This is a genomic window from Pseudomonadota bacterium, from assembly GCA_039024915.1.
Taxonomy (GTDB): Bacteria; Pseudomonadota; Alphaproteobacteria; order Rhizobiales; family MH13; genus MH13.
Window position 1 is genome coordinate 355,418 of sequence record JBCCPK010000001.1, and the last position, 25,105, is coordinate 380,522.

Here is a 25,105-nt window from a genome sequence, read left to right on the forward strand (position 1 = left end):
GATGCCTATCGTGGGGCGAAGGACAAACTGGTTGTCGAGGGTTGAGGGTCGCCACCGTCCAGCGGGCGATCAAACAGCACCCCGGGGCGGTTGCCTGCGAGGTCTTCCAGCCGCTCATCCACGATCAGCTCATAGGGCACCGCCCGCCATGGCTGTGCGGGCGTAAAGCTCCAACTGCGTTCCCCGGGGCCAAGATCGATCGATCCGGGCACCACCGAGGCTGTCTGGTCGAAAACACGCAGACGATAAGCCAACGAAAGGTGATCGTGCGAGCTACCTAAGTCGAGCTGAACAGGTTCTTTGGTGCCCGCAGCGGGCGCCGCAAAGGTCCAAGCCTCGGGGTCGGGGGTTTCGAGGTCAGCATCGATCACGGAAAAGCTGTAGCGGGCGGATGTGCCAAGTTCACAGCCGTTCGCGGCTTCCATGTCCGCAGGCACCTCCAAGGTATAGCTCTGCCCGGGAACAAGGGCGCGCCCCAAAGCATTGTGAGCAGCTAAGCCCGACTTCACGCGTCCGGGGTTCAGCAATAAGGTCAAACGCCGCCGGTCTGGCGACCACAGCTCCTGCCGCGACACCAAAAACACGTCGTCTATCGGCGTCCCATCCTGTCCCAAAAGCCGAACGCTCTGGACCCCCTCATCAGCTGCCATGGCATGGGGGAAATAAACATACATCCGCAGGAGATTTTCCGGCAGCGTCGCCGCGGTCGGGTAGATGTCGACCAAACTGCCCGCTTGTGGCTGGCAGGCAGCGGATACCGGCGCGCTCGCAATCATCAAAGCCGCGAGCGCTGCACTTACCCTCACAGCGATCATTGCACGATTTCGCCGGGGAAGCCTTCATCCGCTTTCAGCATGTTCTGGAACATGCGGATACCCTGTGCCTCTTCAGAGTAGGCATAGTCGGGAAAGTTATACTCGCTGATGAAGTCGCTGAGGCGGAAGAAGGCGCCCTTGCGGAACGACACGAGCTCCATGGCGCCGGTATCAAGATCACGCCGCATTGTCAGCAGAAACTGGTTGTCCTGATCGGCACCGTGGAGGACGCCAGACAGCGGGAGTGGCACCGTGTTGACGCCTGCCGTAGCACCCAGGAACGGAATGGGCTGGGATAAGCCCGGGCCGTTTGCGGCCGCGGTGAGATCACCCAAGGAAATCAGGTCGGCATCCATTTCCCGATTGATCACCAAAACGTAGCTTTCAATGTCGCCCTGCATGTTGGCGGCAGAAAACGGTATGACGTCCAAAGGCGTGTTGCCGTAGCCCAATTCCGCAATGGTCTTCCCGAACACATGTTCTCCATCCTGGAGCGCATCGACCGCGACAGTGACCAACGGTGTGCATGTGTACGCAGCCACCACCGTTGGCTCTCCGTCCAGATCCAGGACGGTCATGGCGCGTATCGGAGCCCGCGTCTCGTTCTGGCCGTGAGCAGCGTGGTACATCTCGACACTGGTTGAGACCTTTGACCCGTCAAATGGATAGGGGACCCGCCTCAGCGTCGAGGCAAACTCACCGGTCGAAATACCGGAGATGAAAAGTTCACCATCCACGAAATCCATGTCCGTGACGGTCAATGTGGGAGCGGGAATATCGCGCCAGAATGCGACTGCATCGTCAGCAGGATTTTGGATCGCAAAACGCGTCGAGGGGATTTCCTCGAGGTTGAGCGGGACCACTTCGCCATCATGGCTTATCGAGACAATGGCGCTGGTTTCCTCGCCATCGATCTGAGTGGTCAAAGAGATGTAAGCCGCCCGGGTGACGGGATGGACTGCGAGATCATTGTAGATGATCCGTCCCTCGGAACCCAAGGCATCAGCAATGAGTGCATCGATGTCCAAAAGGTTGAATGCGCGATCTTCGGCGGGTGCGGATCCGTCATCTGGCAAATCGTAGGCCCAGATTTCACCGGCCGCCGAATCCGCGACAAACAGCGTGTCATCCAAGCCGAATTCGAGCACGCCATAGCGGGGAGATGTCTCCGCCGCAGCCATGCCCGTGGACAAAACCAAAGCGCAAACAGACGTTGTAAGGCGAAGGGGCATGATTGCGAGCTCCAATTCCAGTTGCGATGCAGCGCGCTGGGCGCACCCTACGCAGCCTGCGAAACCGTTTGCGTAACGGCAATAGCCTCTGGCGCGCTATGGGTGCGCATCTCGATCGCTTCCCAGTTCAACTTCGCTGCCGCACGCTTTTGCGAGTTAGAGCGCAATGGCTCCGACATGAAAGATCAAAATGCGTAATCATTGAGGGCTTTTGATGTCTTACTTATGTATTAAAAAAATATATTGATTTTTTACATGCGGATTTAAGAAATGCAAATGTATAATGGTCGATATCACAGAAATTTTAGATGGATATTGCTGATCAATTCTTTCTTATATTTATTGTGTTCGATCTCATTTGCAAATGATACTCCAGCCGCTGACAGGGCGTTGAATTATTATGATCGACACCTGATCGATATCTCCAACCTGAGGGAGTTCACCGAAGGATCGATGGTCGGGGATGCCATGATCCACCGCGGTGCCATGTTCGAGGAGACAACGAAATGGAAAATGACGTTGTTTCAGATGATCCGAGCCGACAGCCGCCATCATCAAGCGCGCAGTGCCTTTCAACTCTCATTTCTGGGCGTGCCTGACGACGAAATCCTGGCGGTGTGGAAACCTGATTACATCGACAGCATCGAAGACCCCCGTACGAGGGCTGCGTTTAGATTTGTCGATGAGCTGGCCACCCTGCCAGGTCGGGTGACCGCCGGTTCCCACGCCAATTTACGCGCACACTTTGTCGATCGTCAGATCGCTGAGCTTATCGAACTGATCTCCTTCAACGCAGCCAACGCCGTCCACGATAACATTCTACCGATACCGACCGATCAACAAACTCTGGAGTGGGCACATTCCAAGCTCGCGAGCGTGGGCTGGTCGGCAGCCAAGAATGTGGCCAGCAGCAGCGACGAGCAGAGGGCTGCCCTGTTTGCGGGCGAACTGATGGAGGCAGCTCGCCAAGAGATACTCGACGGCTGGGATCGCCAGGATCTTTCGGCTCCTTCCCCACGGTTTAGCCGCGACTGGCTAAACTCCGTCACAGGCTACGGCATTCCTCGGGTCACGATGGACAGCGACCGGGATGGTGTTGAAGACCCGTTCGACGATTTCCCGCTCGACCACAGCCGTTGGGCCGCACCCGGGCGCTGGGAGAGCAATCTTCCGGGCGATGACGTCTTGCCTTTCGATGGGGCGGCCTACGACGTCCCCTATTATTTCGCGCCAGAAGCCCGTCCGGCGGACGTTCCGTTCAGCGACCGGATAAACTTCGATACCGAATGGACCAGACAAACCGCCATGGGCACATCGCGGATCGAGGGCTACTTTGCCGCCGGCGATCGCGCACTACCCATGAAGTTTCTTTGGCAGACCTTCGTCACCTACCAATTGGCTTCAGGCTGCGTGCACTGTCAGGTTCATGGCACGCGTTGGCTCTACGAGTTTCTGGAAACCGAAGCCTCCGATGGCGTTGTCGGCGACGAAGCGCTGCGCGACATCTACGATCTTTTCGACATTGAGCGCTCGGACAGGTTCTCACCAGCCGAGTTGGCAGCACTAAGGTTCGCGCGGGACGCCGGCCCCCTCCCCACCCGGACGACGGCGGCCCACATCGAAGAGCTCCGTCGATATTATGCAGACCGGGAAATCCAGGAACTCATGATGGTGGTGATAGCGGGCGCCCGCTTGGCCGCCGGGCAACAGGGAAACGTTACGGTCACCGACAGAACCTCAATGGCATGGGCCTTGCGCGCTCTGCCTCCAATCGGGTGGCGGCCGGGCGATCATCTTGGGCTCCCGCAAGAGCAACGCCGGCTTTTCATGTCGGAGGTTGAGCCGACAATGGCCGGAATTGTGATGTCTGGGGCCGAACTTGATTTCGCCTCCGAGTGGGTGGGCAAACACGTGCCGCTGGCGGTTGATCGAGATGATGACGGCGTTGAGGACGCCTTCGACGGCTTTCCTGACGACCCAACCCGTTGGGAGGATACCGACAGAGATGGCATCGAAGACGGCGCTGATTCAGACATTGATGGAGACGGTCTTTCCAACGAACTGGAAGCGCAAGCGCGAACGTTCCCTTACAAGGCCGATTCCGATGGCGATGGCATCCTTGATCCCGATGAGCTGAGGGACAGAAGCGACCCCTTGGACCCCAGAAGCTTTTAAAGCGAGCCGCGAGCACTATTGCTGGCCAGGTGCCCTCTGTGAGCCGTTCAATGCTCCGACCTCTACTTTGTCTTCCGACCCAACCGGTTTGAGGCGATGGCCAGCCACGTAAACAGCGCAGTCGAAAGCTCCACCTTCGGTGCCATCTATGGAACGATCACCGTGCTCTCGGTTCTGATCGCACACGCCCCACCTATCGCTGACCCTTTCAAGCTTGCAGTCGTCCTGTTTGGCGCGGTCCTTGCCGTCGCACTTGCCGAAGCTTTTGCCGACATCTGCAAACTCATGATGGACACCGGCCGAACGGCCGCTTGGGCTGATTTCAAGCTGGCTTGGCAGCATTCATCGACGGTTCTGCTCGCAGCCAGTTTGCCATCAGTTTGTATGCTGTTGGCGGTCATGAACCTGCTTTCGAACCAAGCCGCTTACACCGCCGCACACATCGCAGCGATTGCAACGCTGACCGTCTTCGGTGCCCGGATCGGATGGAAAGCGAAAAGGACCATCTGGTCTTTACTGGCGGGCGCCCTCACAACAGCTCTCATCGGCATGCTGATCAGCTCGATGAAGTACTTTGCACATTGATAGGCTGGTCCCCTCAACTTTCACTGAGGAGGTACAAAGTTGTTTTGCTCTTTCCATGTCGGCAGCATATCGCCCGGCTGGGGCGTCGCTTCGAACACACCGCGCGCGATGGCGCGCGCAACGCAAACCGCAGCGCCGTGACCGATCTGCGCAAGTGTAGCGTCATCAACGATAGGGCCAGACCCCGTCGCGGCTCCAAACACCAGATCACCATCAAATGGCGAGTGGGCGGGCTGGATCGCCCGAGCGATGCCGTCATGCGCCGCCACTACAAGCCTATGACACTGCGCCTTGGTTAAGGACGCATCGGTGGCAACAATGCCGATCGTTGTGTTAGCGCGATCCTGACCGGCTTTCGCAATCAACTCCGCCTTGCGGCTAGCCGGAGGTTCAACGAGCCCACCGCGTGGGTCGGGTCCCCGCCCGCCAAACTCGTCATTCATCTCGTAAGGTGCCGCCCAAAAGTGCTGCATGCCGGGCGTGGTGACAGACCCAACAGGGTTCACAGCCATCAACGCTGCAACGATGATCCCGCAATCGAGGCACAGTGATGCCGAACCCAGACCGCCCTTGACCATACCATCAAGCGCGCCCGTACCTGCGCCAGTGGATCCGAGCTCGAATGTGTCGGCAGCGGCCTCAAAGGCGGCTTTGCCGATCATCGGGTAAGGGTTCTCGTCCCACACCTTATCTCCGCCATTCACGAGATCGAACACGATAGTTCCAGGCACAATGGGCACCCGCGCTGGGCCAACGGCAAAACCTCGCCCAGCATCGCGTAGACCCGCCATGACACCATCACAGGCGGCCAAACCAAAGGCGGAGCCACCCGATAAAACTAGAGCGTCGACCGCCTGAACGGATTTGTCCGGAGCAAGCAGGTCAGTTTCCCGCGTTCCGGGCGCACCGCCCATAACATGAACGCTCGCAGTGAAAGGCGCGTCCGACACGACCACGGTCACGCCTGATTTCAGGCTCTGATCTTGCGCGTTGCCGACCCGCATGCCCGCGACGTCAGTGAGCAGGTTCTTAAGTCCAACCTTCATGCGGAAGCCTCCGGGTGCTTTGCTGTTTCGAGGTGCGCGTCCAGGCGGTTGGATACCGCGTTTCCAATGCAATCGAGAAGGCCGCAAAGCCTAATGGGAATTAAGCCTGTCGCTTTACCGAACAACAAGCACAGTGAAGCTAACGTGTGCGCCAATGGACGCAGCAGCGCGAACGGGTTCACAGACCATGCGAGGCGCTGCGGAAAGGTCGGGGCGCTATGGCAGATGGCCGCCAAACACACCGTCGTACGGCTCATGCCAACCGCGGCATCATCGACGCTGAGCAACTCAAACTCATGTTCGAGACGTGGCCGCATGGCGTATTTGCGCTCGATAATCGCGGTGCTTATGTCTACCAAAACGCGCTCGACCGCGCAGCCTTCGGTGACCTGACAGGCAAGGTTGCGGCAGACCTCAATGACGATACAGCCGAAGCGGAAAATTGGGCGGAAATCCACCGCCGGGTTCTGTCAGGCGAGACGGTTTCTCTGACCATCACCAACGAGGAAGGTGATCCTTCGGCGCGTGAAGTCGAGGTTACCATGTCGCCGCTCCATGAAGACGGCCAGGCAATCGGTATTCTTGGCATGGCGATCAATCGTTCCGATGCGTGGCGCCTGCAGCGGGAACGGGAGCTTGCGGCAAAGGAAGTCGAGGCGTCCCGAGATCGTCTCAAGCGGTTAACCGACAGTGTTCCCGGAGGGATCTTCGAGTTTGTAATCGATAGCGAAGGGCGCTCCAGGTTCCCTTATGTCAATTCAGGCATGGGGCCACTGCTCGGCACCACGAGCGAGGCTATCGTCGTCGACGCGGAAGAGGCGTTCGCCAACGACCACCCTGAAGACGCCACGGCGGTTCGGCTTTCTGTCGAACGCTCTTTCCAGACGCTGGAACCGTTTAGAATGACCCATCGCATCAATCACCCGGAACTGGGGTTGCGATGGAACCGGGTGCAAGCCACGCCGCGCCGCCGCGCCGATGGTGGTGTTGTCTGGCACGGCTGCGTCTTCGACGTTACCGAGGAGCGCGCGCGGTCCGAAGAGTTGGAAAAAGCTCGCAACCGCATGGCTGCGCTGTCGCTACTTGATACCCTGACCGGGCTGCCCAACAGACGCGCATGCGATCAGGAGTTGCTCCGCCGAGCGAACGATCCGGACGCGCATAATCAGTCAGCCACCGTTATTCGCATCGACCTCGATCACTTCAAGGCTGTAAACGACACCCTCGGCCATGAGGCTGGCGACGCAGTTCTATGCCGGGTTGGCGAATGCCTGTTGGAGGTCAGCGAACAAGGCGATTTCGCTGCAAGGCTTGGGGGCGACGAATTCGTGATCCTCCTCGCGCCAGGCAAAACGATGGAGTGCGCAAAGCAGGCCATCGACCAGTTGCGCGATCTGATATCGGTGCCCTTAACCCATGATGGCCGCCATTGCCGCTTTGATGCGAGCTTTGGCGTTGCCTCAGAACCCAAGTTGCCGCGCGATCTTGCAGGCTTGTTGAGTTCTGCTGACGCCGCCCTTTTGCAAGCGAAAGCTCGGGGTCGGGGCCGACTGGCGGTGTTCACGCCCGAACTTCAACGCGAAATTGCGCACACGCGGAAACGAGCGGCACAAATCAAACTGGGCCTCGAACGCAGTGAATTCGTGCCGTTCTTTCAGCCGCAGATTGATGCCACCAGTGGTGAGCTGGAGGGCTTTGAGGTCCTCGCGCGCTGGGAACACCCCGAGGAAGGTTGCCTTGCGCCCAGTGAGTTCGTTTCGGTCGCCGAGCAGATGCGAGTTGTCCAGGACCTTGATCGCATGATGTTTGAGAAAGCGATCGACGTGCTGGGGCAGCTTCAACGGGATGGTATTTCAGTCCCCAAACTGTCCTTTAACGTCTCTGCCGCGCGGGTCCATGATCCGCACATCATCCAATCGGTGAGAGACCTTCAAACCAATGGTACGCGGGTCGCCTTTGAGCTGTTGGAGTCGATACTGCTTGAAGATGAAACCGCCCTGTTCGCCCACCATATCGATTTGTTGAAGGACATGGGCATCGATATCGAGGTCGATGACTTTGGGTCAGGGCGTGCGTCAATCCTGGGCGTCCTCAAGATTTCGCCGAATACGCTGAAGCTGGACCGGCGACTTGTGCTGCCGATCTTTGAAAGCCGGGCGGCCCAGGATTTGTTGAGGGCAATGGTTGATATTGGACGATCATTGAACCTCAACGTAACGGCAGAGGGTGTCGAAACCATGGAACACGCTTGGGCGGTGCGTGACTTGGGCTGTCAGACGCTGCAGGGCTATGCGTTTGGCCGACCGATGCCAGAAGCGGCGTTGCGGCAGTACCTTGCTTGCTTCAAGCCGGCCTTTTCAAGCTTGCGTTCAGCGAGCTGACGGCTTCTGCACATTCCCGGCATGAAAGCGCGCCGCAATTGGCCGCTGCCGGCAACGCAACAACCGATCGATTGGACTTGGCCTTGCGTCGATCCGTGAACGAGCGTTTGCTTGCCTGCGTCGGCCTTATCGCCGCATAATGGAGCGTCTGCGGTGTCGGCTTGCGAGCCAACATCGTATCGCGCCACTATGAGGCTTCACGAAAATGCTAGAGCGACGCTCAGCCGGGCACGGCCCAAGTTTAGCACCCTTTGATTGGGCCGATCCATTCCATCTGGGCGATCAGCTCCATGAAGATGAGCGGCTGATTGTCGACAGTGCGCGCGCCTATGCAACGGACAAGCTTCTGCCGCGGGTGACCGACGCCTACATCAACGAGACGGCAAGCCCTGAGATTTTTGCAGAGATGGGCGCCATGGGCCTGCTTGGTGTCACCATTCCCGATGCTTACGGCGGTCTTGGCAGTGGCTATGTCGCCTACGGTCTGGTCGCCCGCGAAATTGAGCGTATCGACTCGGGTTATCGCTCGATGATGAGCGTTCAATCCTCGCTCGTCATGTATCCGATCCACACCTACGGCAGCGATGCGCAGAAACAGACATACCTGCCCAAATTGGCATCAGGCGAACATATTGGATGCTTTGGACTGACTGAGCCCGATGCCGGCTCCGACCCGGCGGGGATGAAAACCACCGCCAAAAAGACCAATAGCGGCTATGTTCTATCGGGCTCGAAAATGTGGATCTCCAATAGCCCGATCGCCGACATCTTCATTGTCTGGGCGAAATCAGAGGCCCATGACGGCAAGATCCGAGGGTTCATCCTTGAAAAGGGGATGAGGGGCCTGTCCGCGCCCACCATCAAGGGGAAGCTGTCACTACGCGCCTCCGTCACTGGCGAGATCGTCATGGATGACGTCGAGGTCGGCGAAGAGGCGCTGCTGCCCGGTGTTGAAGGCCTCAAAGGTCCGTTCGGCTGCCTCAACCGGGCACGGTATGGTATCGCCTGGGGGGTCATGGGCGCAGCCGAAGACTGTTGGATGCGGTCGCGTTCCTACGGTCTTGAGCGGAGCCAGTTTGGGCGACCCATTGCCCAGACCCAGCTGTTTCAGAAGAAGCTTGCGGACATGCAGACCGAGATCAGCCTTGGACTGCAAGGCGCGCTGCGGCTGGGGCGGATGCTCGACGAGGGCTCCGCGTCGCCCGAGTTGATCTCCTTGATGAAACGCAACAATTGCGGCAAGGCACTCGCTATCGCGCGCGAAGCCCGCGACATGCATGGCGGCAATGGGATCATGGGCGAGTACCATGTGATGCGTCACGCGCAGAACCTCGAAACGGTCAATACCTATGAAGGCACGCACGACATCCACGCGCTGATCCTGGGTCGGGCGCAAACTGGCTTGCAGGCTTTTTTCTAGGGGATGGACAACCCGCAATCGGCCCCTGAAGACAAGGACGGTTTCGCTGGGGGCGACCCACCCCTCAAAGGGCTGAAGGTTCTCGAGCTAGCGCGCGTTCTCGCAGGCCCATGGGCCGGTCAGGTGCTGGCTGATCTCGGCGCGACGGTTATCAAGGTTGAAAGTCCAGACGGCGATGAAACACGCGGCTGGGGCCCGCCATTTATATCGCGCGATGGCGATACCACTGCAGCCTATTTCTACGCGTGCAATCGCGGCAAGACGTCCGTTGCCGTCGATTTGAAGACGGCCGAGGGCGCTGCCTACGTCCGCGAGTTGGCTGCCGACGCCGATGTGCTGATCGAGAACTTCAAGACCGGCGGACTTGTGCCGTTCGGGCTCGACTTTGCCAGCGTGGACGCGGCCAATCCGCGCATCGTGTATGCCTCGATCACAGGTTTTGGACAGGATGGACCCGCTGCGCACCGGCCCGGCTATGACTATCTGCTGCAGGCGATGTCGGGGCTCATGTCGATCACCGGTGAGCCGGACCGACCGCCACAGAAGGTTGGTGTGGCCATAACGGACCTGTTCACGGGGCTTTATGCGGTGGTTGGCATCCAGGCCGCGCTTGCCGAGCGCGAACGCTCGGGCAAGGGCCAGCACATTGACCTGTCCTTGTTTGATTCAGCGACCGCCATGCTTGCCAATCAGGCCATGAACTACCTTGCCAGCGGAACCGCGCCAGGTCGCATGGGCAACGCTCACCCAAACATCGCGCCCTACCAGGTTTTCGACGTCAGCGACGGCGCGTGCGTGATTGCAGTCGGCAATGATGGGCAGTTTGCCCGCCTGTGCGAGGTGCTCGGACTGGCGCACCTATCCGCCGACACACGGTTCGCCACAAACGCCGCGCGCGTCGCACACGCACAGGCTCTTATCCACGTGCTGCGTGGGCCTTTGTCCTCATGGCATCGGGACGAGCTCCTGGCAGCGCTCGAAAGTGCCAATGTACCCGCTTCGCCGATCAACAGTGTCGCTGAAGCGCTCAATCATCCACAGATCAAGGCGCGCAATATGGTGATCGAGCCTGAGGACATTGCAGGGCTCCGGACCCCCTTACGCTTTTCGCGCAGCGAGCTGGCGCTGGGCCGCAGTGCGCCGACAAAACCTGGGACAACCCAAGGTGGACTGCGCGTCTCCGTGCCACGCTTTGAGCGCGACTGAACCGTCGGTCAGCCCCTTCATATCCGATGAACGGTGCTAATAGGCCCAGATTTGCAAGCCGAGATTACAAATCTTGACAGCTTTTGGGGCGCTCGCTATCCCTTTCATAGCTGGTTTTGCGCACTCAAAAACCACCGTCAAAACGGCGGTAAACAAACAGCGCAGACAGCCTAACTGGGAGGTATTCATGAAACATGTCGGGCGCCTTGCGCGCACTTCCGCGGTTGCTCTGCTGTGCTCCACAACAGCGCTGTTCGCGATGGACTTTTCCGAAGCACCCATGCTCACGGAAATGGTGGAGGCGGGGCAGCTTCCGCCGGTCGAGGAGCGGCTGCCGGCCAATCCCGAAGTTATCACGCCGATTGAATCGGTCGGCGTTTATGGCGGCACGATCCGTCGCGCTCTGGGCGGGTCGAACGACCACAACTCCATTCTGCGCTTCGTCGGCCCGCAAGGCCTTGTGCGTTGGAACCCCGAGTTCACCGCAGTGGTGCCGAACGTCGCCGAAGCGTGGGAAGTGAATGAGGATGCGACCGAGTTCACCTTCACTTTGCGCGAAGGCATGAAATGGTCCGACGGCGAGCCTTTTACCGCTGACGATGTGATGTTCTTCGTCGAGGACCTGCTCAACAATGAGGAGTTCTACCCCAACGCGCCGGCGCGCTTTGCCATTGAAGGCGAGCGGATGCAGGCCGAAAAGATCGACGACACCACCGTGCGGTTCACATTCGCCGGGCCCTACGGCACCTTCATGAACGAGCTGGCGACGCCACTCGCTCAGGAACCGGTTATCTGGGCCAAGCACTACTGCCAGCAGTTCCATCCAACCTACAATCCCAATGTTCAGGACTTGGTCGATGCGACTGAAGCCGTCGAGGATTGGGCAGCTCTGTTCCGGCTTCGCTGCGGCGAAGTTGAAGCGCCGAACCGCTGGAGCAATCCGGACCGCCCGACGCTTGATCCGTGGGTTGTGACCGAGCAGGCCTACACGGCCGGTGCCACGCAAGTCGTCATGGAGCGCAATCCGTATTTCTGGCAGGTCGACACCGAAGGCAACCAGTTGCCCTACATTGATGTCTTCAACAACATCGTGTCACAGGACAATCAGGCTCTTCTCCTCGAAGCTATCGCCGGGAATATCGACCTGCAAAGGCGGCGTCTCGATGGTCTCGCAGATCGTCCGGTCATCGCTGAAAACCGCGATGCTGGTGGGTACGAATTCTACAATTTGACCCCGTCCGCGTCGAATGACATGGCGATCCACCTGAACATGACGCACAAGGACCCGGACATGCGTGCGGCGATCAATGATCGCAGTGTGCGCGAGGCCCTGTCGATCGCCATCGATCGCGAGGAGATCATCGACATTGTTTATCAAGGTGTCGGCGAGCCCTGGCAGATCGGCGCGGTGCCCGAGCATCCGCTGTACAATGAACAGCTTGGACGGCAGCATACCGAGTATGATCCTGACCGGGCGAACGAGCTGCTTGATGCTGCCGGTCTCGACCAGCGCGATGGTGAGGGTTTCCGGCTTCTGCCCAACGGCGAACGCTTTGCTTTCAACGTCAACTACAGCGCCGAGACAACCCGCTGGGGTGATGCGCTCGAGATCATTCGCGAGCAATGGCAAGAGATCGGCGTTGACGTAACATCGTCGGGCGTCGAGCGGTCGATCTACTACAGCCGCGGCGAAGCCAATGAGCACGACTTCATGGTCTGGACGGCGCCCGGTGGCCTCGATCCAACCCTGTCGCCGCGCAACGTGATGGCTGTTCACCCTCAGGCATCGTGGTTCGCAATTCCGTGGACCCGCTGGTACCTTTCCGGCGGTACCGAGGGAGAAGAGCCGCCCGCATCCATGCAGCGACGCTACGAGCTGTTTGAAGAGTACAAGGCCACCGGCGACCCGGCGCGCCAGCAGGAGCTGTTCGCGCAGATCCATCAGATTGCCGCCGACGAGTTCGAGGTGATCGGCATCACCAAGGCGCCGCAGATGACCGGCGTCAAGAACACACGGCTTCGCAATGTGCCCGGTGCCATGCCTGCCTCCTGGATGTACCCGGACCCGGCTCCAACGCTTCCTCAGACGTATTTCTTCGCGCCTGAGTAACGCCACGATACGCGCCGACGCAGTACCAGCTGCGTCGGCGTTTCGGTCTCCGCTGGAATGGGCACTCGCCGATGCTGCTGCGCTACATCGTCAAACGCATCATTTGGATGATCCCGTTCCTGTTCGGGATCTCGCTGGTGTCGTTCCTGCTTATTCAGGCGCCGCCAGGCGACTATCTAACCACCTATATTGCGACGCTTGCGGAATCGAATGAGGTCCTGAGCCAGGAAGCTATCGACAATCTGCGCGAGCGGTTTGGCCTCGACCAGCCCTTGCTGGTTCAATATTTCAAATGGATCGGCAACATCGTTCAGGGTGACTTCGGCATGTCGTTTGAGTGGCGGCAACCGGTGTCCGACCTGATCTGGGAGCGCATGGCGCTGACGCTGCTGCTGTCTTTCGCAACCCTTCTGTTCACCTGGGCCGTCGCGTTCCCCATCGGCGTCTACTCCGCAGTCCGCAAATACTCGGTCGGCGACTATGTCGCCACGTTCGTGGGCTTCATTGGACTGGCCACCCCGAACTTTCTGCTCGCCCTGATCCTGATGTACATCGGCGTCGTCTATTTCGGCTCGTCGGTTGGCGGGCTGTTCTCTCCGGAATACCAGAACGCGCCTTGGAGCATGGCGAAGTTTCTCGACCTTCTCAGCCATCTCTGGCTGCCGGTCATCGTCCTTGGTACCTCGGCGACGGCCAGCCTCATCCGCATCATGCGGGCCAACCTGCTCGATGAACTCGACAAACCCTACGTTGATACCGCTCGCGCCAAGGGCTTGTCCGAATTCTGGCTGATCGTGAAGTACCCTGTGCGCGTCGCGCTGAACCCGTTCATCTCGACCATCGGGTGGGTACTGCCATCTTTGGTTTCGGGAGCCGTCATCACGGCCATTGTTCTCAGCCTGCCGACGGCGGGGCCCTTGATGCTATCCGCGCTCAAGTCACAAGACATGTATCTTGCCGGCGCATTTGTCCTTCTGCTGTCGTCTCTCACAGTCGTCGGCATGCTGCTTTCCGACATTCTTCTGGTGCTTATGGACCCGCGGGTGAAATATGACTGAGCAGACGCATGACTGACGTCGGCCTCAACGTCGGCGCCATCGCGGATAAAGCCAAATCGCGCGATGTTGAAGTCGCCTCGCAATGGCAGCTGACCTGGTGGGCGTTCAAGAAGCATCGCCTTGCCATGATCGGCATGTGGGTGATCGGTTTTCTGTATCTGTTGTCGCTGTTTGCGGAGATCATTGCCCCCGCTGATCCGCTGCAGCAGAACCGCCGCGCGGTGTACCACCCGCCACAGGGCATTCACTTCATCGACCGGACCGAGGATGGGACGGCCATCCGCCCCTATGTCTACAAGATGGAGCGGGAACGCGACCCGGTGACCCTCGCGATCACCTATGTCCGCGGCGATGAGAAAATCTATTTGCGCCTGTTCGGCGAGGGCGAAGAATACAGGCTGTGGGGCGTCATCCCCATGACCTTGAAGCTGTTCGCGACGGTGAACCCGCGCGACCAGTTCTTCTTTTTCGGGGCGGACCGGCTGGGCCGGGACATGTTCTCGCGCGTGATGTATTCGACCCGCGTGTCCATGTCGATTGGCCTGGTCGGCGTCGCGATCTCGCTCGTGCTCGGCGTCGTTCTAGGTGGCTTATCCGGCTACTATGGCGGGCGAACCGATGCGCTCATCCAGCGCCTGATCGAGTTCATCCTGTCGCTGCCGACGATCCCGATCTGGATGGCATTGGCCGCGTCGCTACCGCCTGATTGGCCGATCTACATGCAGTATTTCGTGATCACCGCAATCGTCAGTCTTGTCGGCTGGACGGAGCTTGGCCGCGTGGTGCGGGGTCGGTTTCTCGCCATGAAAAATGACGATTTCGTCCTCGCTGCACGCATTGACGGCGTGTCCGAACGCAGGATCATCTTCCGCCACATGCTGCCATCGCTGACGAGCCACATCATCGCCTCGCTGACGCTGGCGATCCCCCTGATGATCCTCGCGGAGACGGCGCTCAGCTTTCTCGGACTAGGGCTTCAGCCGCCGGCGCTAAGCTGGGGCGTCCTTCTCAAGGAGGCGCAGAACATCCGCTCGATCAGCCAGGCACCTTGGCTGTTCATTCCCGGCGGCTTCGTGGTGATCGCCGTTTTGGCCTTCAATTTCCTGGGCGACGGTCTGCGCGACGCCGCCGACCCGTATGGCCACTGATATGGACGCGGTTGTCGAAGACGGCACTCTGGCAACGGACGCCGAGGGCGGGACCACGCCGATCCTTGCCATTCGCGACCTGAACGTTGGCTTCGACCTGCGGCTTGGGCGCGTCGAAATCCTCGACAATGTGAGCTTCGATCTGCATCGCGGCAAGACGGTCTGCGTCGTTGGCGAAAGTGGCTCGGGCAAATCGGTCACCGCGCGCGCCGTCCTCAACATGGTCACCCGCCCCGGCTCGATATCGTCCGGCAGCATCATGTTCACCCCAGACGTGGGGATGGTAGGTTTTGACCTTGCCAAGATGAACCCACGCGGGCGCGCCATTCGGGACGTTCGCGGCGGCAAGATCGCAATGATTTTTCAGGAACCGATGAGCTCTCTGTCCCCGGTGCACACCATCGGGGCGCAGATCATCGAAGCGGTGATGCTGCACCAACGGATCTCCAAGGCGGAAGCGCGGGAGCTTGCCCGCAAGGCCCTTGAGCAGGTCGAGATACCTGAACCGGAACAGGCACTCGACAAATACGCGTTTGAGTATTCCGGCGGGATGCGCCAGCGGGCGATGATCGCGATGGCGCTGTCCTGCGAGCCGGACATTCTGATCGCCGACGAGCCGACCACCGCGCTCGACGTGACGACCCAAGCCGAAATCCTCGACCTGATCCGCAAGCTGCAGGACGAGAACGATATGGCGGTGATGTTTATTACCCATGATATGGGCGTCGTGGCCGAAATCGCCGATGAAGTGGTCGTCATGCAGAAGGGCCGCGTCGTCGAGCGCGGCGACGTCTTCCAGATTTTTGAGCGCCCGCAAGACCCCTACACGCAGCAGCTGCTCGGCGCCGTCAAACAGCTCAACGGGCGCGCGGCGCGCAAGCGCGACGTCCCCGCCGATGCCCCGGCGATCCTCAAGGTGCGCGACCTGACCCAGCATTTCGAGAAGCGCTCGGGCTTCCTGCAGCGGGTCACCAGTTCGACGCGTGCCGTCGATGGTGTCACCTTCGACATCCGCAAAGGTGAGTCGTTCGGTATTGTGGGCGAAAGCGGGTCCGGCAAAACAACCGTCGGGCGCTGCCTGTGCCGGATTTACGATCCGACGTCCGGGCAGATGGAGTTTGACGGCTTCGACCTGTCGGCGGCCACCGGCAAACAGCTCACGCCGATCCGCCGCGACATCCGGATGATCTTCCAGGACCCGTTTGCCTCTCTGAACCCGCGCATGACGGTCAAACAGATCATTGCTGAACCACTGCTGGTGAACGGCATCGCATCGGGCGCGGAACTCGATACCCGCGTTTCAGAACTTCTGGTGAAGGTTGGCCTCGAGCCAAAGATGGCCGAGCGCTACCCGCACGCGTTCTCCGGTGGCCAGCGCCAACGCATCGTGGTTGCGCGCGCCATCGCCCTCGATCCCCGCCTGATCATCGCCGATGAGCCGACCTCGGCGCTCGATGTGTCGATCCGCACCAAGGTCCTTGATCTCCTCCTCGACCTGCAGGACGATCTCGATCTGAGCTTCGTTTTCATCTCCCACGACATGGCGGTGATCCGCTATTTCTGCGACCGGGTGGCGGTGATGTATCGCGGCAAGATCGTCGAAGTGGGCGAGACCGAACAGATCATCACAGACCCGCAGCACCCCTACACCAAGGCGCTGCTGTCTTCGGTGCCCATTCCCGAACCGAGCCTGCGCGGCACGCGCACGCGCCACCGCTACGTTGAGGCGGCTGGAAACTAAGAGCCTCCCATGAAGATTGAAAGCGTCGCGGTCCGCACGTTCCGCACCACGACCAACACCATGTCCGATAGCGACGGACATGCGCACCCCGGGCCGGAGCGGCAGACGACGAACGCGCTGCTGGAGATTACCGTAGATGACGGCACCGTGGGTCGCATGGTTGCCGGGCCCAGCCTGCTGCGCGAAGAAATCCTCGACAAATTTGTCCGTCCTGTCCTGGTTGGCGCGGACCCGATGCGCACCGAACAGCTCTACATGGGCATGTACAAATGGCAGCGCGGTAGCGCGCTGAACTTTACCGACCAGACACTTGGCGTCGTGGATCAGGCGCTTTGGGATTTGAAAGGCAAGATTTGCGGCCAACCGGTCTGGAAGCTGCTGGGCGGCTACCGGGATAAAATCCCGGCCTACGGCTCAACCATGTGCGGCGACGATATGGACGGCGGGCTGGCAACGCCTGAAGACTACGGCCGCTTCGCCGAATGGATGGTCAAGACGCGCGGCTATCAGGCCATCAAGCTGCACACCTGGATGCCGCCGATCCCCGGCGCGCCCGATGTGAAGCTCGACTATGCGGCCTGTGCGGCGGTGCGCGAAGCGGTTGGGCCGGACATCAAGCTGATGCTTGACCCGAACCATTGGTACAGCCGCACGGACACGCTGTGGCTCGGTCAGCGGCTCGAAGAGCTGGGCTATTTCTGGATGGAAGAGCCGATGGAAGAGGCATCGATCTCGTCTTACGTTTGGCTGACTGAGAAACTGCCGCGCCTCAACATTCTCGGGCCGGAGACGGCGCCCGGCAAATACTGGACGCGGGCCGAGTGGGTGCGCGCTGGCGCGTGCGACATGCTACGAACCGGCGCTCGCTCCGCAGGCGGGATCACGCCGTCGATGAAGGTCGCGCACCTCGCCGAGAGCTTCCATATGAGCTGCGAGTTGCACGGCACGGGGGTCGCCAACCTCGCCATCGCCGCGGCCATTCCCAACACACATTTCTACGAGCGCGGCCTGCTGCATCCCTTCATCGATTACGAACAACCACGCGACTATCTCAACACGCTGGAGGATGCGATGGACGCCGAAGGGTACGTGCACCTTTCCAACGATCCCGGTTTGGGGCAGGATTTGAACCTCGACTATATCGAGGCGAACCTGGCCTGAGAGCCGGGGCCTGAAGGGAGCGGTGTGACGATGACGAATGTGACGCCCTTACGGGGGTTGGACGATGCCACGCGGAAGGCTGTCGAACGCAAGTCCGGTGGCGTCTTTGTTCTTGATCCGCAAAAGCGGTCCGAACTTCTCGAATGCCTTGAATTGCGCCTCGCCATCGAAGCGGAAGCCGCGGGCTATGCCGCGACCCGGGCGACTCCAGCGCAACGCCAGCGCATCGCCGAGTGCCTTGAAGACATGGCAGCGATGGTCGACAAACGCCGATCAGCAAGTGCGGCGGATTTCGCCTTTCACATGGCTGTCGCGGACGCCGCCAACAATCGCTATTTCGTGAAGTTTCTGATGGCGCTGGGGATGCGCGCCGTCCCGCGCGCCCGACCTGAGGTCCACGCGCTTCTGACCGAGGAAGGCATCACTCAGGAACGCGCGCTGATCGATGAACATGAACGGGTGCTGGGCGCGATCAACTCCGGCAAGCCGGAAGTTGCGCGCGAGGCCATGCGCGGTCACCTCATCAAGGCGATCAAGCGCTACAGCGCCAGCCACGACCGGGGCACACCCAACCCGGCCTAGATCCGTTCAGCTGGAAAACCGCATCAGCGGCATATCAAGCCCTTGAATACCGGGAACGTGCACTGTGAGGACCAGCCCCGATAAAGGCTGCTCGGCATCGTCCGGCACGGCAATCGATGTTGTATAGATGACGTCCCGATTGGGTCCGCCGAACGCGATCCGCGTCGGTTTCTCAACCGGCATATCGACCGTCCTGTCGACCTCGCCCGCCGGCGTGATGCGCACCAGCTGCCAGCCCGAGACGCCCGCCATCCAGTAGCAGCCGTCGGTGTCCATCGCGCCGCCATCAGGGCGAGCAGCGATACCCGAACAATCGAAAAACACCCGCTTGTTCGTCCAGGCACCGTCATCCATGTCGTAATCGTAAGCCCAGATCGTCTGGATGGCCGGGTTGCTGTCGGAGACGTAGGCTGTCTTGCCATCGGGGGAGAACGCAAGCCCATTGATGGTCTTGAAGCCGACCATGACCTCCTCGGCCCGTTTGCCATCAAACGCGTATAACCTGCCTTGCGCCGTTTCCGCCGTCGGACCATCGAGCCCCATCGTTCCGGCCAGAAACCGCCCGGCGGGATCGACGGTTCCGTCGTTGAAGCGGTGGTTGTCTTCTCCAGGTTTCGGGCCGCCCAGCGGGGTCATGGTTCCTGCTTGCGGATCGAGCAGCGTGAAGCCATCGGTCAGCGCGGCGACGATCTGGCCGTCTTCGGTTTCCGCAACGCAGCCGACGGGCCGGCCGAACGCCCATGTCTGTGTCTGTCCTGTAGAGGGATCGGAGCGATGCAGCTTTCCGGCGGGGATATCGACCCAGTACAGCGCGTTGTGCCGCGCCGACCAGATGCTCCCCTCGCCCACTTTGGCGCGAACCCGAAAGGCGGCGTCGACGTCAAATCCGCTCATCTGTCGCCCCTAGTGCTTTACGTTGAACCACGGGCCCGACCCTTCGGGCCATGGTTCGCGCTTCCGGAAATGCCCCGGCGGCTTGAACACATATTCGTGGCGCGCGGCCGCGTGCTCATCAAGCTCGATCCCGAGGCCCGGCGCATCGGGGATGATCATCTCACCAGCTTCCAGAACGCAGGTCTCCTGCACCACCTCACCGCGCCACGGCACGTCGATCATCATGGTTTCGAGATAGGTGAAGTTGGGAATGACAGCGGCGAGTTGCAGCGTCATCGCGTTGCCAACGGGGCCCATCGGGTTGTGCGGCGCGACCGGCAGAAAACGCGTGTCGGCGATCGATGCGATGGCCTTCATCTCGGCCAAGCCGCCGACATGGCAGACATCGGGCTGCCACCAGTCGAGCGCCTTCTTCTCGGCGACTTCCATGAAGCGGGCCTTATCCATGTACCGTTCGCCGCCAGCCACAGGTACGGGGATGCGCGACTTCACCTCGGCCAAGGCTTCGAGGCTGTCAGGCGGTATAGGTTCCTCGAACAAAAGCGGGTCCCATTCCGCTATCGCATTGCCCACCGTCACGGCGGTCGGGACGTCGAGGCGGCCATGCCCTTCAATCAGCAATTCGATACCGTCACCGCCAGCCGCTCGTGCGCGCTTGATCTGCTCAAGGGCTGTGGCCCGCGCCGCGCGGTCCATGTGCATCCAGGCCTGCCCGAACGGGTCCCACTTGACCGCGCCGAAACCCATCTCGAGCGGCTTTGCGATAGCCGTTTCCATCGTGTCGGCACCCGGTATCGCCTGCACCGGTGCCCAGTTGTTGGCATACGCCCTGATCCGATCCCGGCACTTACCGCCCAGAAGCTCATAGACCGGCACATCCAGCGCCTTACCCTTGATGTCCCAAAGCGCCGCTTCAATGCCCGACAGGGCCGAGCGGTTGACCACACCGGTGCGCCAGTAGCTGTCGCGGATGATGGTGCGAGCATGGTGCTCGACCGGAAACGGGTCCTGGCCGATCAGATAGTTGCCGATGCTTTTAACCGCTTCGGCCGATGCGCGCTCGCGCCGTTCAACCGTCGCTTCGCCAAGGCCGTATATGCCGGCATCGGTCTCGATCTTGACGATCACCCAATTGGTGCGGTGGGCATCGACGATGAAGGTGCAGACATCGGTGATTTTCATGGTCGCTAGTTCCAGAGCGCCCGCTCAGCGTCACCGGAGAACTCTTCGGATGCAAAGCCACCACCTTGAAACCGGTCGGCTACCGGGTCGGCGGGAATGGCTTTCTGCGCTTCGAGCGCTTCTGCGGCGAAATCCTCGGCGCGATGCTTGGGCCTGTAGCCAAGCCGAAACGCCACGTCATTATCCCAGAAGCCGCGAATGTTGTTGGACGCTCCGAATACGATCTCGCTGTGCAGATCTGGGTGTTCAAGCCCGATGGTGCACAGCTGAAACAGATCTTCGGGATGGAGCATAACCGACAGAAGCCGTTCGTTGGCCGGTTTCTCGCAAACGTTCCCGATACGGATCGAAAGCGTGCGCAAGCCGTGCTTGTCGGCGTAGAGCGCGCAAGCTGCCTCGCCGAACGCCTTTGAAAGCCCATAGCGTCCGTCGGGGCGAACCTTCTCGCCGGTGCCGATCTTGCGGGTCCGAGGATACATGCCCACCGCATGATTGGAGGAGGCAAATACGAAGCGCTTCACGCCCTGCACACGGCTTGCTTCGAGCATGTTCATCATGCCCTGAACATTCGATGTGCTGACTGTCTGCCAATCGGTCTCAGTCGGCTGCCCGCCAAGATGGATAATGCCGTCAACACCAGCGCACAGCTCCATGACCTGTTGAGCGTCGCCCAGTTCGGCTGGACGGTAGCTTTCATTGCCCGCCAGATCGTCCACCGGATGACGATCCGACAAGATGATGTTCGCATAGCGCTGACGCAGCATGGGGCGCAGCATGCCGCCAACCTTGCCGGCGGCGCCGGTGAGCAGAACGGTCTGGGTCATTGGGTGTTGTGCCTTTGGGTGTTGTGCCTGTGGGTGTTCGATGAAATGGCGGTGCGCGTAAGCGAATAAGCACGCCCGACAATGCGTTTCGTGACGGTGTCTCTGCCCACTGTAAGCGGCATCATCAATTTGTCAAAAGTCGTGCTTTTTTGTTCTTTCTAATTGACATATACGCGATTTCGCAACAAATTCTGCGGACGTTTGCGCATGCCCTATCACGTGTCTCGCTCGCATGTTTCATCGCATGCTTCGGTCGTGGCCCAGCACCCGTAAAGAGGTGCGGCGTTCAGCGCACACCGAGGAACGCCCCCCTCTATTGAGACGCCATGACTGACGTTGCCAAATCTCTATCGCTATCGGCCCCCATGCGCGACTGGTCCCTCGCCGATCAGGTTCATGAACGCATCTTGTCGCTGATCGTTGACGGGACATTTGCGGAGAACACCAAGCTTCCGCCCGAGCAGACTTTGAGCGAGAACCTGGGCGTCTCCCGTCCGGTCCTGCGGCAGGCGCTGAAGCGTCTGCGCGACGATGGGGTCTTGATCTCCCGGCAAGGGTCCGGCTCGTTCGTCAAGAAGCGGCCAGAATCGGCGCTGTTTGCGTTCTCACCGGTCAGTTCGTTCTCCGATATCCGCCGCGTGTTCGAGTTTCGCGCGGCCATCGAAGGGGACGCGGCGGCCGCAGCCGCCCAGCGCGCCAGCAAACAGGACTGCGCATCGATGGTCGCAGCCATGATCGCCGTCGAACGCAGCGCCAGCGATGATGGCTTTGACAGCACGGCGGACGCCGCGCTGCACATGGCCATTGCCGAAGCATCCGGCAATCCGTTCTTCAGCTCGGCACTTGCCTCAATGAAAGCCAATATCCTCGCCTGCGAGACGCTGCGGCGGACGTTCAAGCAGCACACCTCATCGTCTCATCCAGTGATTGCGGAGCACCGCATGATCGTTGACGCCATCGTGGAAGGCGACGAGGCAGTTGCGCGACAGTCGATGCGTGAGCATATCGATGCAACCTGCAAGCGGCTGTTCGATGGACCGGATGCCTTCTAGAGAGCATCTGGCAAACATCCATGAAAATCACCGCTATCGAGACCATCCGGCATAAACGCTGGACGAATTTTCTTTGGGTGCGGGTTCAGACCGATGAGGGTCTGGTTGGGCTGGGCGAGACCTTCCGCCACCCCGAGCCGATTGAAACCTATATTCACGCGCACCTGGCCGACTACCTGCTCGGGCAAGACCCAAGCGACCTCAATCGCCACGCCCATGCCATGCACACCTCGGGGGGTCTGCGCTTTCTCGGATACCCGACCCGCTCGGTCGAGATTCGTGCCAATTCGGCCGTCGATATCGCACTGTGGGACCTGAAGGGCCGCGCGACAGGGCAATCGATCGCGCAATTGCTCGGCGGGCCGGTGCGCGCAAAGATCCCGATCTACAACACCTGCGCGGGACCAGGCTACAACTGGACGGCCGGGCTGCACCGGGCACGCATGGTGGATGAGGCCGGGGACGACAGCCCCAGCGACGCGGTGCCCGACGATCTTGAGCTCCAGAACTCCGACCCGGCAGGTCTGGCGCGCTCGCTCCTTGGTGACGGCATCGCGGCGATGAAAATCTGGCCGTTCGATGTCGCTGCCGAAGCAAGCGGCGGCATGCGGATCAGCAGCGCGCAGATGGATGATGCTCTGTCAAAGATCGCGGCCATCCGCGAAGCGGTTGGCAACGAGGTGGACGTGCTTGTGGAGTATCACGGCTTGTGGAAACCTGCTGTGGCGCGGCAGATTCTGCGCGAGACCGACGCTTTCAAGCCATTCTGGCACGAAGATATCATCGACATGACCGATATCGGCAACCTTGTCGAACTGCGCCAGCGCAGCACCAGCCCCTTTGCAGGCAGCGAAAGCCACGGAACGGTGCCATGGTTCCGTGATGCGTTGGCCGCGCGGGCAATCGACTATGCCCACTTCGACGTCGGTTGGGTTGGCGGGCTCTCACAGGCGCAAAAGATTGCGCATCTGTGCGACGCGCACGAGGTGATGATCGCACCGCACGACTGCACCGGTCCCGTGGTCTGGGCGGTGAACCTGCAACTGGCGCTGGCTATGCCCGCTGCGGTGATCCTTGAAAGCGTCCGCGCCTACTATCAAGGCGTTTACCGGCAAATGGCGACAGGTCTGCCGGTTATCGAGACCGGTATGGCCCGAGCACCGGAAAGCGTCGCCCGGTCTGGCGGGCACGGGTGCGCTTTGGCGCAGCGCCTACTGGATGATCCCGATAGACTGGTTCGGGTATCAAAGGTCTAATCACTGCCACCGGCCCGCGCGGGGAAGCCTTAAACTTATCTGTCGCCTTGCTCGGCACACACCGCCAGAAGAATGGCTTGCCAACCCATACAAAAGTAGCTTCACTGGCGCTTGTTAGACAATGTCCAGCGTTCTTGTGTCCTTGACGCACCACCAATCTGGCGGAAATTCCACCAATGAAACTCTTTCACCTATGCGTATGCGTTGCAGCGGCGGCCGGGCTTCTCCCCGTTTCGCAGGCAGTGTCCCAAGAGGCCTCAGACCAACTTCGCCCGGCGGCGTTGATTACGGTCCAAAGCATGGAGGACGCATCGGAGCGGGTTTTCTTCGGGCGGGTCAGAGCTCGAGAAACAGTTGATCTCGCCTTTCAGGTTGGTGGGCAAATCCTGGAATTGCCTGTTGATGAAGGTCAGCTCATAAACGAGGGCGACTTAATTGCAGAGCTTGATCTCGAACCGTTTGAATTGAGCCTGTTGCGTGCTGAGGCGGAAGAGGCGCAGGCGCAACTCGACTTCGACCGTTTCAGCAGTCTGAGCGATCTGGCGGTGACCCAAGCAACAATCGATGAAGCCGAAACGGCCCTGCAACTGAGCCGTATCGAGACCCGCAATGCCCAGAGGGACCTCAGGCTGGCGACCCTCCGCTCGCCGTTCGAGGGGATCGTGGCGAGCCGAACGGTACCCAACTTCACAACAATCAACGCGGGAACATCCGTTGTTCGCTTGCACGACATGTCCGATCTGCGGGTCGAAATCGAGGTGCCGGAAGTCCTTTTTCAACAAGCAGGTCGCGACCCCAACGTCGCCCTGCAGGTGGAGTTTGCCGCAAACGACAGACGCTATGACATTGAGTTTCGCGAGGTCGTGGCCGAGACGACCCAAGTCGGCCAATCGTTCCGCCTGACCTTGGGAATGGAACCACCTGACGATCTGTTTGTGCTGCCGGGTGCATCGGCAACTGTGTATGCACGCATGCGCGACCAATTGGGATCACTCGTGGTTCCACCCGCTTCGCTGGTCTTTGATCCCAACGGCGCAGCGTCGGTGATGGTGTTCGAACCGACGGGTGCAGAAAGCGGTTCCGTACGCCGCCAACCTATCGAAATAGGCTCGACAGGCTCGGGAGCGGTACAGGTGCTATCGGGTCTAGAAGAGGGCCAGGAGATTGTCGCGTCCGGTGCCGCACTTCTGCGCGACGGTGATCAGGTAACCCGTTTCTCAGGCTTTGTGAGGTAGAC

At 60.2% G+C, this 25,105-nt stretch carries 20 protein-coding genes; 14 read left to right on the plus strand and 6 right to left on the minus strand.

Annotated features, from left to right (window positions below):
- Window positions 1-5: 5 nt before the first annotated feature.
- Both AAF739_01725 and AAF739_01730 read right to left on the minus strand, forming a co-directional pair.
- Window positions 6-815 carry a hypothetical protein gene (locus AAF739_01725; GenBank protein MEM6381364.1) on the minus strand — a complete coding sequence of 270 codons (810 nt, stop codon included), beginning with the start codon at window positions 813-815 and terminating at the stop codon, window positions 6-8.
- Window positions 812-2,047 carry a hypothetical protein gene (locus AAF739_01730; GenBank protein MEM6381365.1) on the minus strand — a complete coding sequence of 412 codons (1,236 nt, stop codon included), beginning with the start codon at window positions 2,045-2,047 and terminating at the stop codon, window positions 812-814. The genes AAF739_01725 and AAF739_01730 overlap by 4 nt, the downstream gene beginning before the upstream one ends.
- Window positions 2,048-2,437: 390 nt before the next feature.
- Between AAF739_01730 and AAF739_01735 the strand changes: the two genes are divergently transcribed.
- Both AAF739_01735 and AAF739_01740 read left to right on the plus strand, forming a co-directional pair.
- A complete protein-coding gene (locus AAF739_01735; GenBank protein MEM6381366.1) occupies window positions 2,438-4,222 on the plus strand; it encodes a hypothetical protein in 1,785 nt (594 codons plus the stop codon).
- A gap of 96 nt (window positions 4,223-4,318) precedes the next feature.
- Window positions 4,319-4,807, plus strand: a complete 489-nt coding sequence (locus AAF739_01740; protein MEM6381367.1) for a hypothetical protein — start codon at window positions 4,319-4,321, stop codon at window positions 4,805-4,807.
- 20 nt (window positions 4,808-4,827) lie between these two features.
- Here the strand turns inward: AAF739_01740 and AAF739_01745 are convergent, their stop codons facing one another.
- Window positions 4,828-5,853, minus strand: coding sequence for a P1 family peptidase (locus tag AAF739_01745; protein MEM6381368.1), 1,026 nt, complete (start codon window positions 5,851-5,853; stop codon window positions 4,828-4,830).
- A gap of 218 nt (window positions 5,854-6,071) precedes the next feature.
- On the opposite strand from AAF739_01745, the gene AAF739_01750 reads away from it, so the two are divergent.
- The 9 genes from AAF739_01750 (at window position 6,072) to AAF739_01790 (ending at window position 18,660) form a co-directional block, all read left to right on the plus strand.
- Window positions 6,072-8,234 (plus strand): EAL domain-containing protein, encoded by a 2,163-nt coding sequence (locus AAF739_01750; GenBank protein ID MEM6381369.1) that lies wholly within the window; start codon window positions 6,072-6,074, stop codon window positions 8,232-8,234.
- Window positions 8,235-8,439: 205 nt separating this feature from the next.
- Window positions 8,440-9,654, plus strand: coding sequence for an acyl-CoA dehydrogenase (locus AAF739_01755; protein MEM6381370.1), 1,215 nt, complete (start codon window positions 8,440-8,442; stop codon window positions 9,652-9,654).
- Window positions 9,655-9,657: 3 nt separating this feature from the next.
- Window positions 9,658-10,860, plus strand: a complete 1,203-nt coding sequence (locus AAF739_01760) for a CaiB/BaiF CoA-transferase family protein (GenBank protein MEM6381371.1) — start codon at window positions 9,658-9,660, stop codon at window positions 10,858-10,860.
- A gap of 187 nt (window positions 10,861-11,047) precedes the next feature.
- Window positions 11,048-12,970: an ABC transporter substrate-binding protein gene (locus AAF739_01765; GenBank protein ID MEM6381372.1), complete on the plus strand. Its 1,923-nt coding sequence runs from the start codon at window positions 11,048-11,050 to the stop codon at window positions 12,968-12,970.
- 74 nt (window positions 12,971-13,044) lie between these two features.
- Entirely contained in the window at window positions 13,045-14,028 is a 984-nt protein-coding gene (locus AAF739_01770) for an ABC transporter permease (GenBank protein ID MEM6381373.1), read from the plus strand.
- Between the two features lie 8 nt (window positions 14,029-14,036).
- A complete protein-coding gene (locus tag AAF739_01775; GenBank protein MEM6381374.1) occupies window positions 14,037-15,176 on the plus strand; it encodes an ABC transporter permease in 1,140 nt (379 codons plus the stop codon).
- A 1-nt stretch (window position 15,177) separates the two neighbouring features.
- The gene (locus AAF739_01780) at window positions 15,178-16,917 is read left to right on the plus strand and encodes an ABC transporter ATP-binding protein (protein MEM6381375.1); all 1,740 of its coding nucleotides are present in this window, start codon (window positions 15,178-15,180) and stop codon (window positions 16,915-16,917) included.
- Between the two features lie 9 nt (window positions 16,918-16,926).
- Window positions 16,927-18,078 carry an enolase C-terminal domain-like protein gene (locus tag AAF739_01785; GenBank protein ID MEM6381376.1) on the plus strand — a complete coding sequence of 384 codons (1,152 nt, stop codon included), beginning with the start codon at window positions 16,927-16,929 and terminating at the stop codon, window positions 18,076-18,078.
- 30 nt (window positions 18,079-18,108) lie between these two features.
- Window positions 18,109-18,660: an FCD domain-containing protein gene (locus AAF739_01790; GenBank protein MEM6381377.1), complete on the plus strand. Its 552-nt coding sequence runs from the start codon at window positions 18,109-18,111 to the stop codon at window positions 18,658-18,660.
- Window positions 18,661-18,666: 6 nt separating this feature from the next.
- On the opposite strand, the gene AAF739_01795 is transcribed toward AAF739_01790, so the two are convergent.
- From AAF739_01795 to AAF739_01805, 3 genes are read right to left on the minus strand one after another with little or no spacing between them, the layout of a single operon-like run.
- Window positions 18,667-19,554 (minus strand): SMP-30/gluconolactonase/LRE family protein, encoded by an 888-nt coding sequence (locus AAF739_01795; GenBank protein ID MEM6381378.1) that lies wholly within the window; start codon window positions 19,552-19,554, stop codon window positions 18,667-18,669.
- A 9-nt stretch (window positions 19,555-19,563) separates the two neighbouring features.
- On the minus strand, window positions 19,564-20,736 hold the full coding sequence (locus AAF739_01800) for a mandelate racemase/muconate lactonizing enzyme family protein (GenBank protein ID MEM6381379.1): 1,173 nt from the start codon (window positions 20,734-20,736) through the stop codon (window positions 19,564-19,566).
- A gap of 5 nt (window positions 20,737-20,741) precedes the next feature.
- Window positions 20,742-21,560, minus strand: a complete 819-nt coding sequence (locus AAF739_01805; protein ID MEM6381380.1) for an NAD(P)-dependent oxidoreductase — start codon at window positions 21,558-21,560, stop codon at window positions 20,742-20,744.
- A 326-nt stretch (window positions 21,561-21,886) separates the two neighbouring features.
- On the opposite strand from AAF739_01805, the gene AAF739_01810 reads away from it, so the two are divergent.
- The 3 genes from AAF739_01810 (at window position 21,887) to AAF739_01820 (ending at window position 25,103) form a co-directional block, all read left to right on the plus strand.
- The gene (locus AAF739_01810) at window positions 21,887-22,612 is read left to right on the plus strand and encodes a FadR/GntR family transcriptional regulator (protein MEM6381381.1); all 726 of its coding nucleotides are present in this window, start codon (window positions 21,887-21,889) and stop codon (window positions 22,610-22,612) included.
- A gap of 20 nt (window positions 22,613-22,632) precedes the next feature.
- Window positions 22,633-23,868: a mandelate racemase/muconate lactonizing enzyme family protein gene (locus AAF739_01815; GenBank protein ID MEM6381382.1), complete on the plus strand. Its 1,236-nt coding sequence runs from the start codon at window positions 22,633-22,635 to the stop codon at window positions 23,866-23,868.
- Between the two features lie 176 nt (window positions 23,869-24,044).
- A complete protein-coding gene (locus AAF739_01820; GenBank protein ID MEM6381383.1) occupies window positions 24,045-25,103 on the plus strand; it encodes an efflux RND transporter periplasmic adaptor subunit in 1,059 nt (352 codons plus the stop codon).
- Window positions 25,104-25,105: the final 2 nt, after the last annotated feature.

Bases quoted from the DNA above. Each gene is read 5' to 3' on its own strand.
- AAF739_01725 (MEM6381364.1), bottom strand. From the start codon at position 815: ATGATCGCTGTGAGGGTAAGTGCAGCGCTCGCGGCTTTGATGATTGCG.
- AAF739_01780 (MEM6381375.1), top strand. From the start codon at position 15,178: ATGGACGCGGTTGTCGAAGACGGCACTCTGGCAACGGACGCCGAGGGC.
- AAF739_01800 (MEM6381379.1), bottom strand. From the start codon at position 20,736: ATGAAAATCACCGATGTCTGCACCTTCATCGTCGATGCCCACCGCACC.
- AAF739_01785 (MEM6381376.1), top strand. From the start codon at position 16,927: ATGAAGATTGAAAGCGTCGCGGTCCGCACGTTCCGCACCACGACCAAC.
- AAF739_01765 (MEM6381372.1), top strand. From the start codon at position 11,048: ATGAAACATGTCGGGCGCCTTGCGCGCACTTCCGCGGTTGCTCTGCTG.
- AAF739_01805 (MEM6381380.1), bottom strand. From the start codon at position 21,560: ATGACCCAGACCGTTCTGCTCACCGGCGCCGCCGGCAAGGTTGGCGGC.
- AAF739_01730 (MEM6381365.1), bottom strand. From the start codon at position 2,047: ATGCCCCTTCGCCTTACAACGTCTGTTTGCGCTTTGGTTTTGTCCACG.
- AAF739_01815 (MEM6381382.1), top strand. From the start codon at position 22,633: ATGAAAATCACCGCTATCGAGACCATCCGGCATAAACGCTGGACGAAT.
- AAF739_01745 (MEM6381368.1), bottom strand. From the start codon at position 5,853: ATGAAGGTTGGACTTAAGAACCTGCTCACTGACGTCGCGGGCATGCGG.
- AAF739_01760 (MEM6381371.1), top strand. From the start codon at position 9,658: ATGGACAACCCGCAATCGGCCCCTGAAGACAAGGACGGTTTCGCTGGG.
- AAF739_01820 (MEM6381383.1), top strand. From the start codon at position 24,045: ATGAAACTCTTTCACCTATGCGTATGCGTTGCAGCGGCGGCCGGGCTT.
- AAF739_01755 (MEM6381370.1), top strand. From the start codon at position 8,440: ATGCTAGAGCGACGCTCAGCCGGGCACGGCCCAAGTTTAGCACCCTTT.
- AAF739_01795 (MEM6381378.1), bottom strand. From the start codon at position 19,554: ATGAGCGGATTTGACGTCGACGCCGCCTTTCGGGTTCGCGCCAAAGTG.
- AAF739_01790 (MEM6381377.1), top strand. From the start codon at position 18,109: ATGACGAATGTGACGCCCTTACGGGGGTTGGACGATGCCACGCGGAAG.
- AAF739_01810 (MEM6381381.1), top strand. From the start codon at position 21,887: ATGACTGACGTTGCCAAATCTCTATCGCTATCGGCCCCCATGCGCGAC.
- AAF739_01775 (MEM6381374.1), top strand. From the start codon at position 14,037: ATGACTGACGTCGGCCTCAACGTCGGCGCCATCGCGGATAAAGCCAAA.
- AAF739_01740 (MEM6381367.1), top strand. From the start codon at position 4,319: ATGGCCAGCCACGTAAACAGCGCAGTCGAAAGCTCCACCTTCGGTGCC.
- AAF739_01750 (MEM6381369.1), top strand. From the start codon at position 6,072: ATGGCAGATGGCCGCCAAACACACCGTCGTACGGCTCATGCCAACCGC.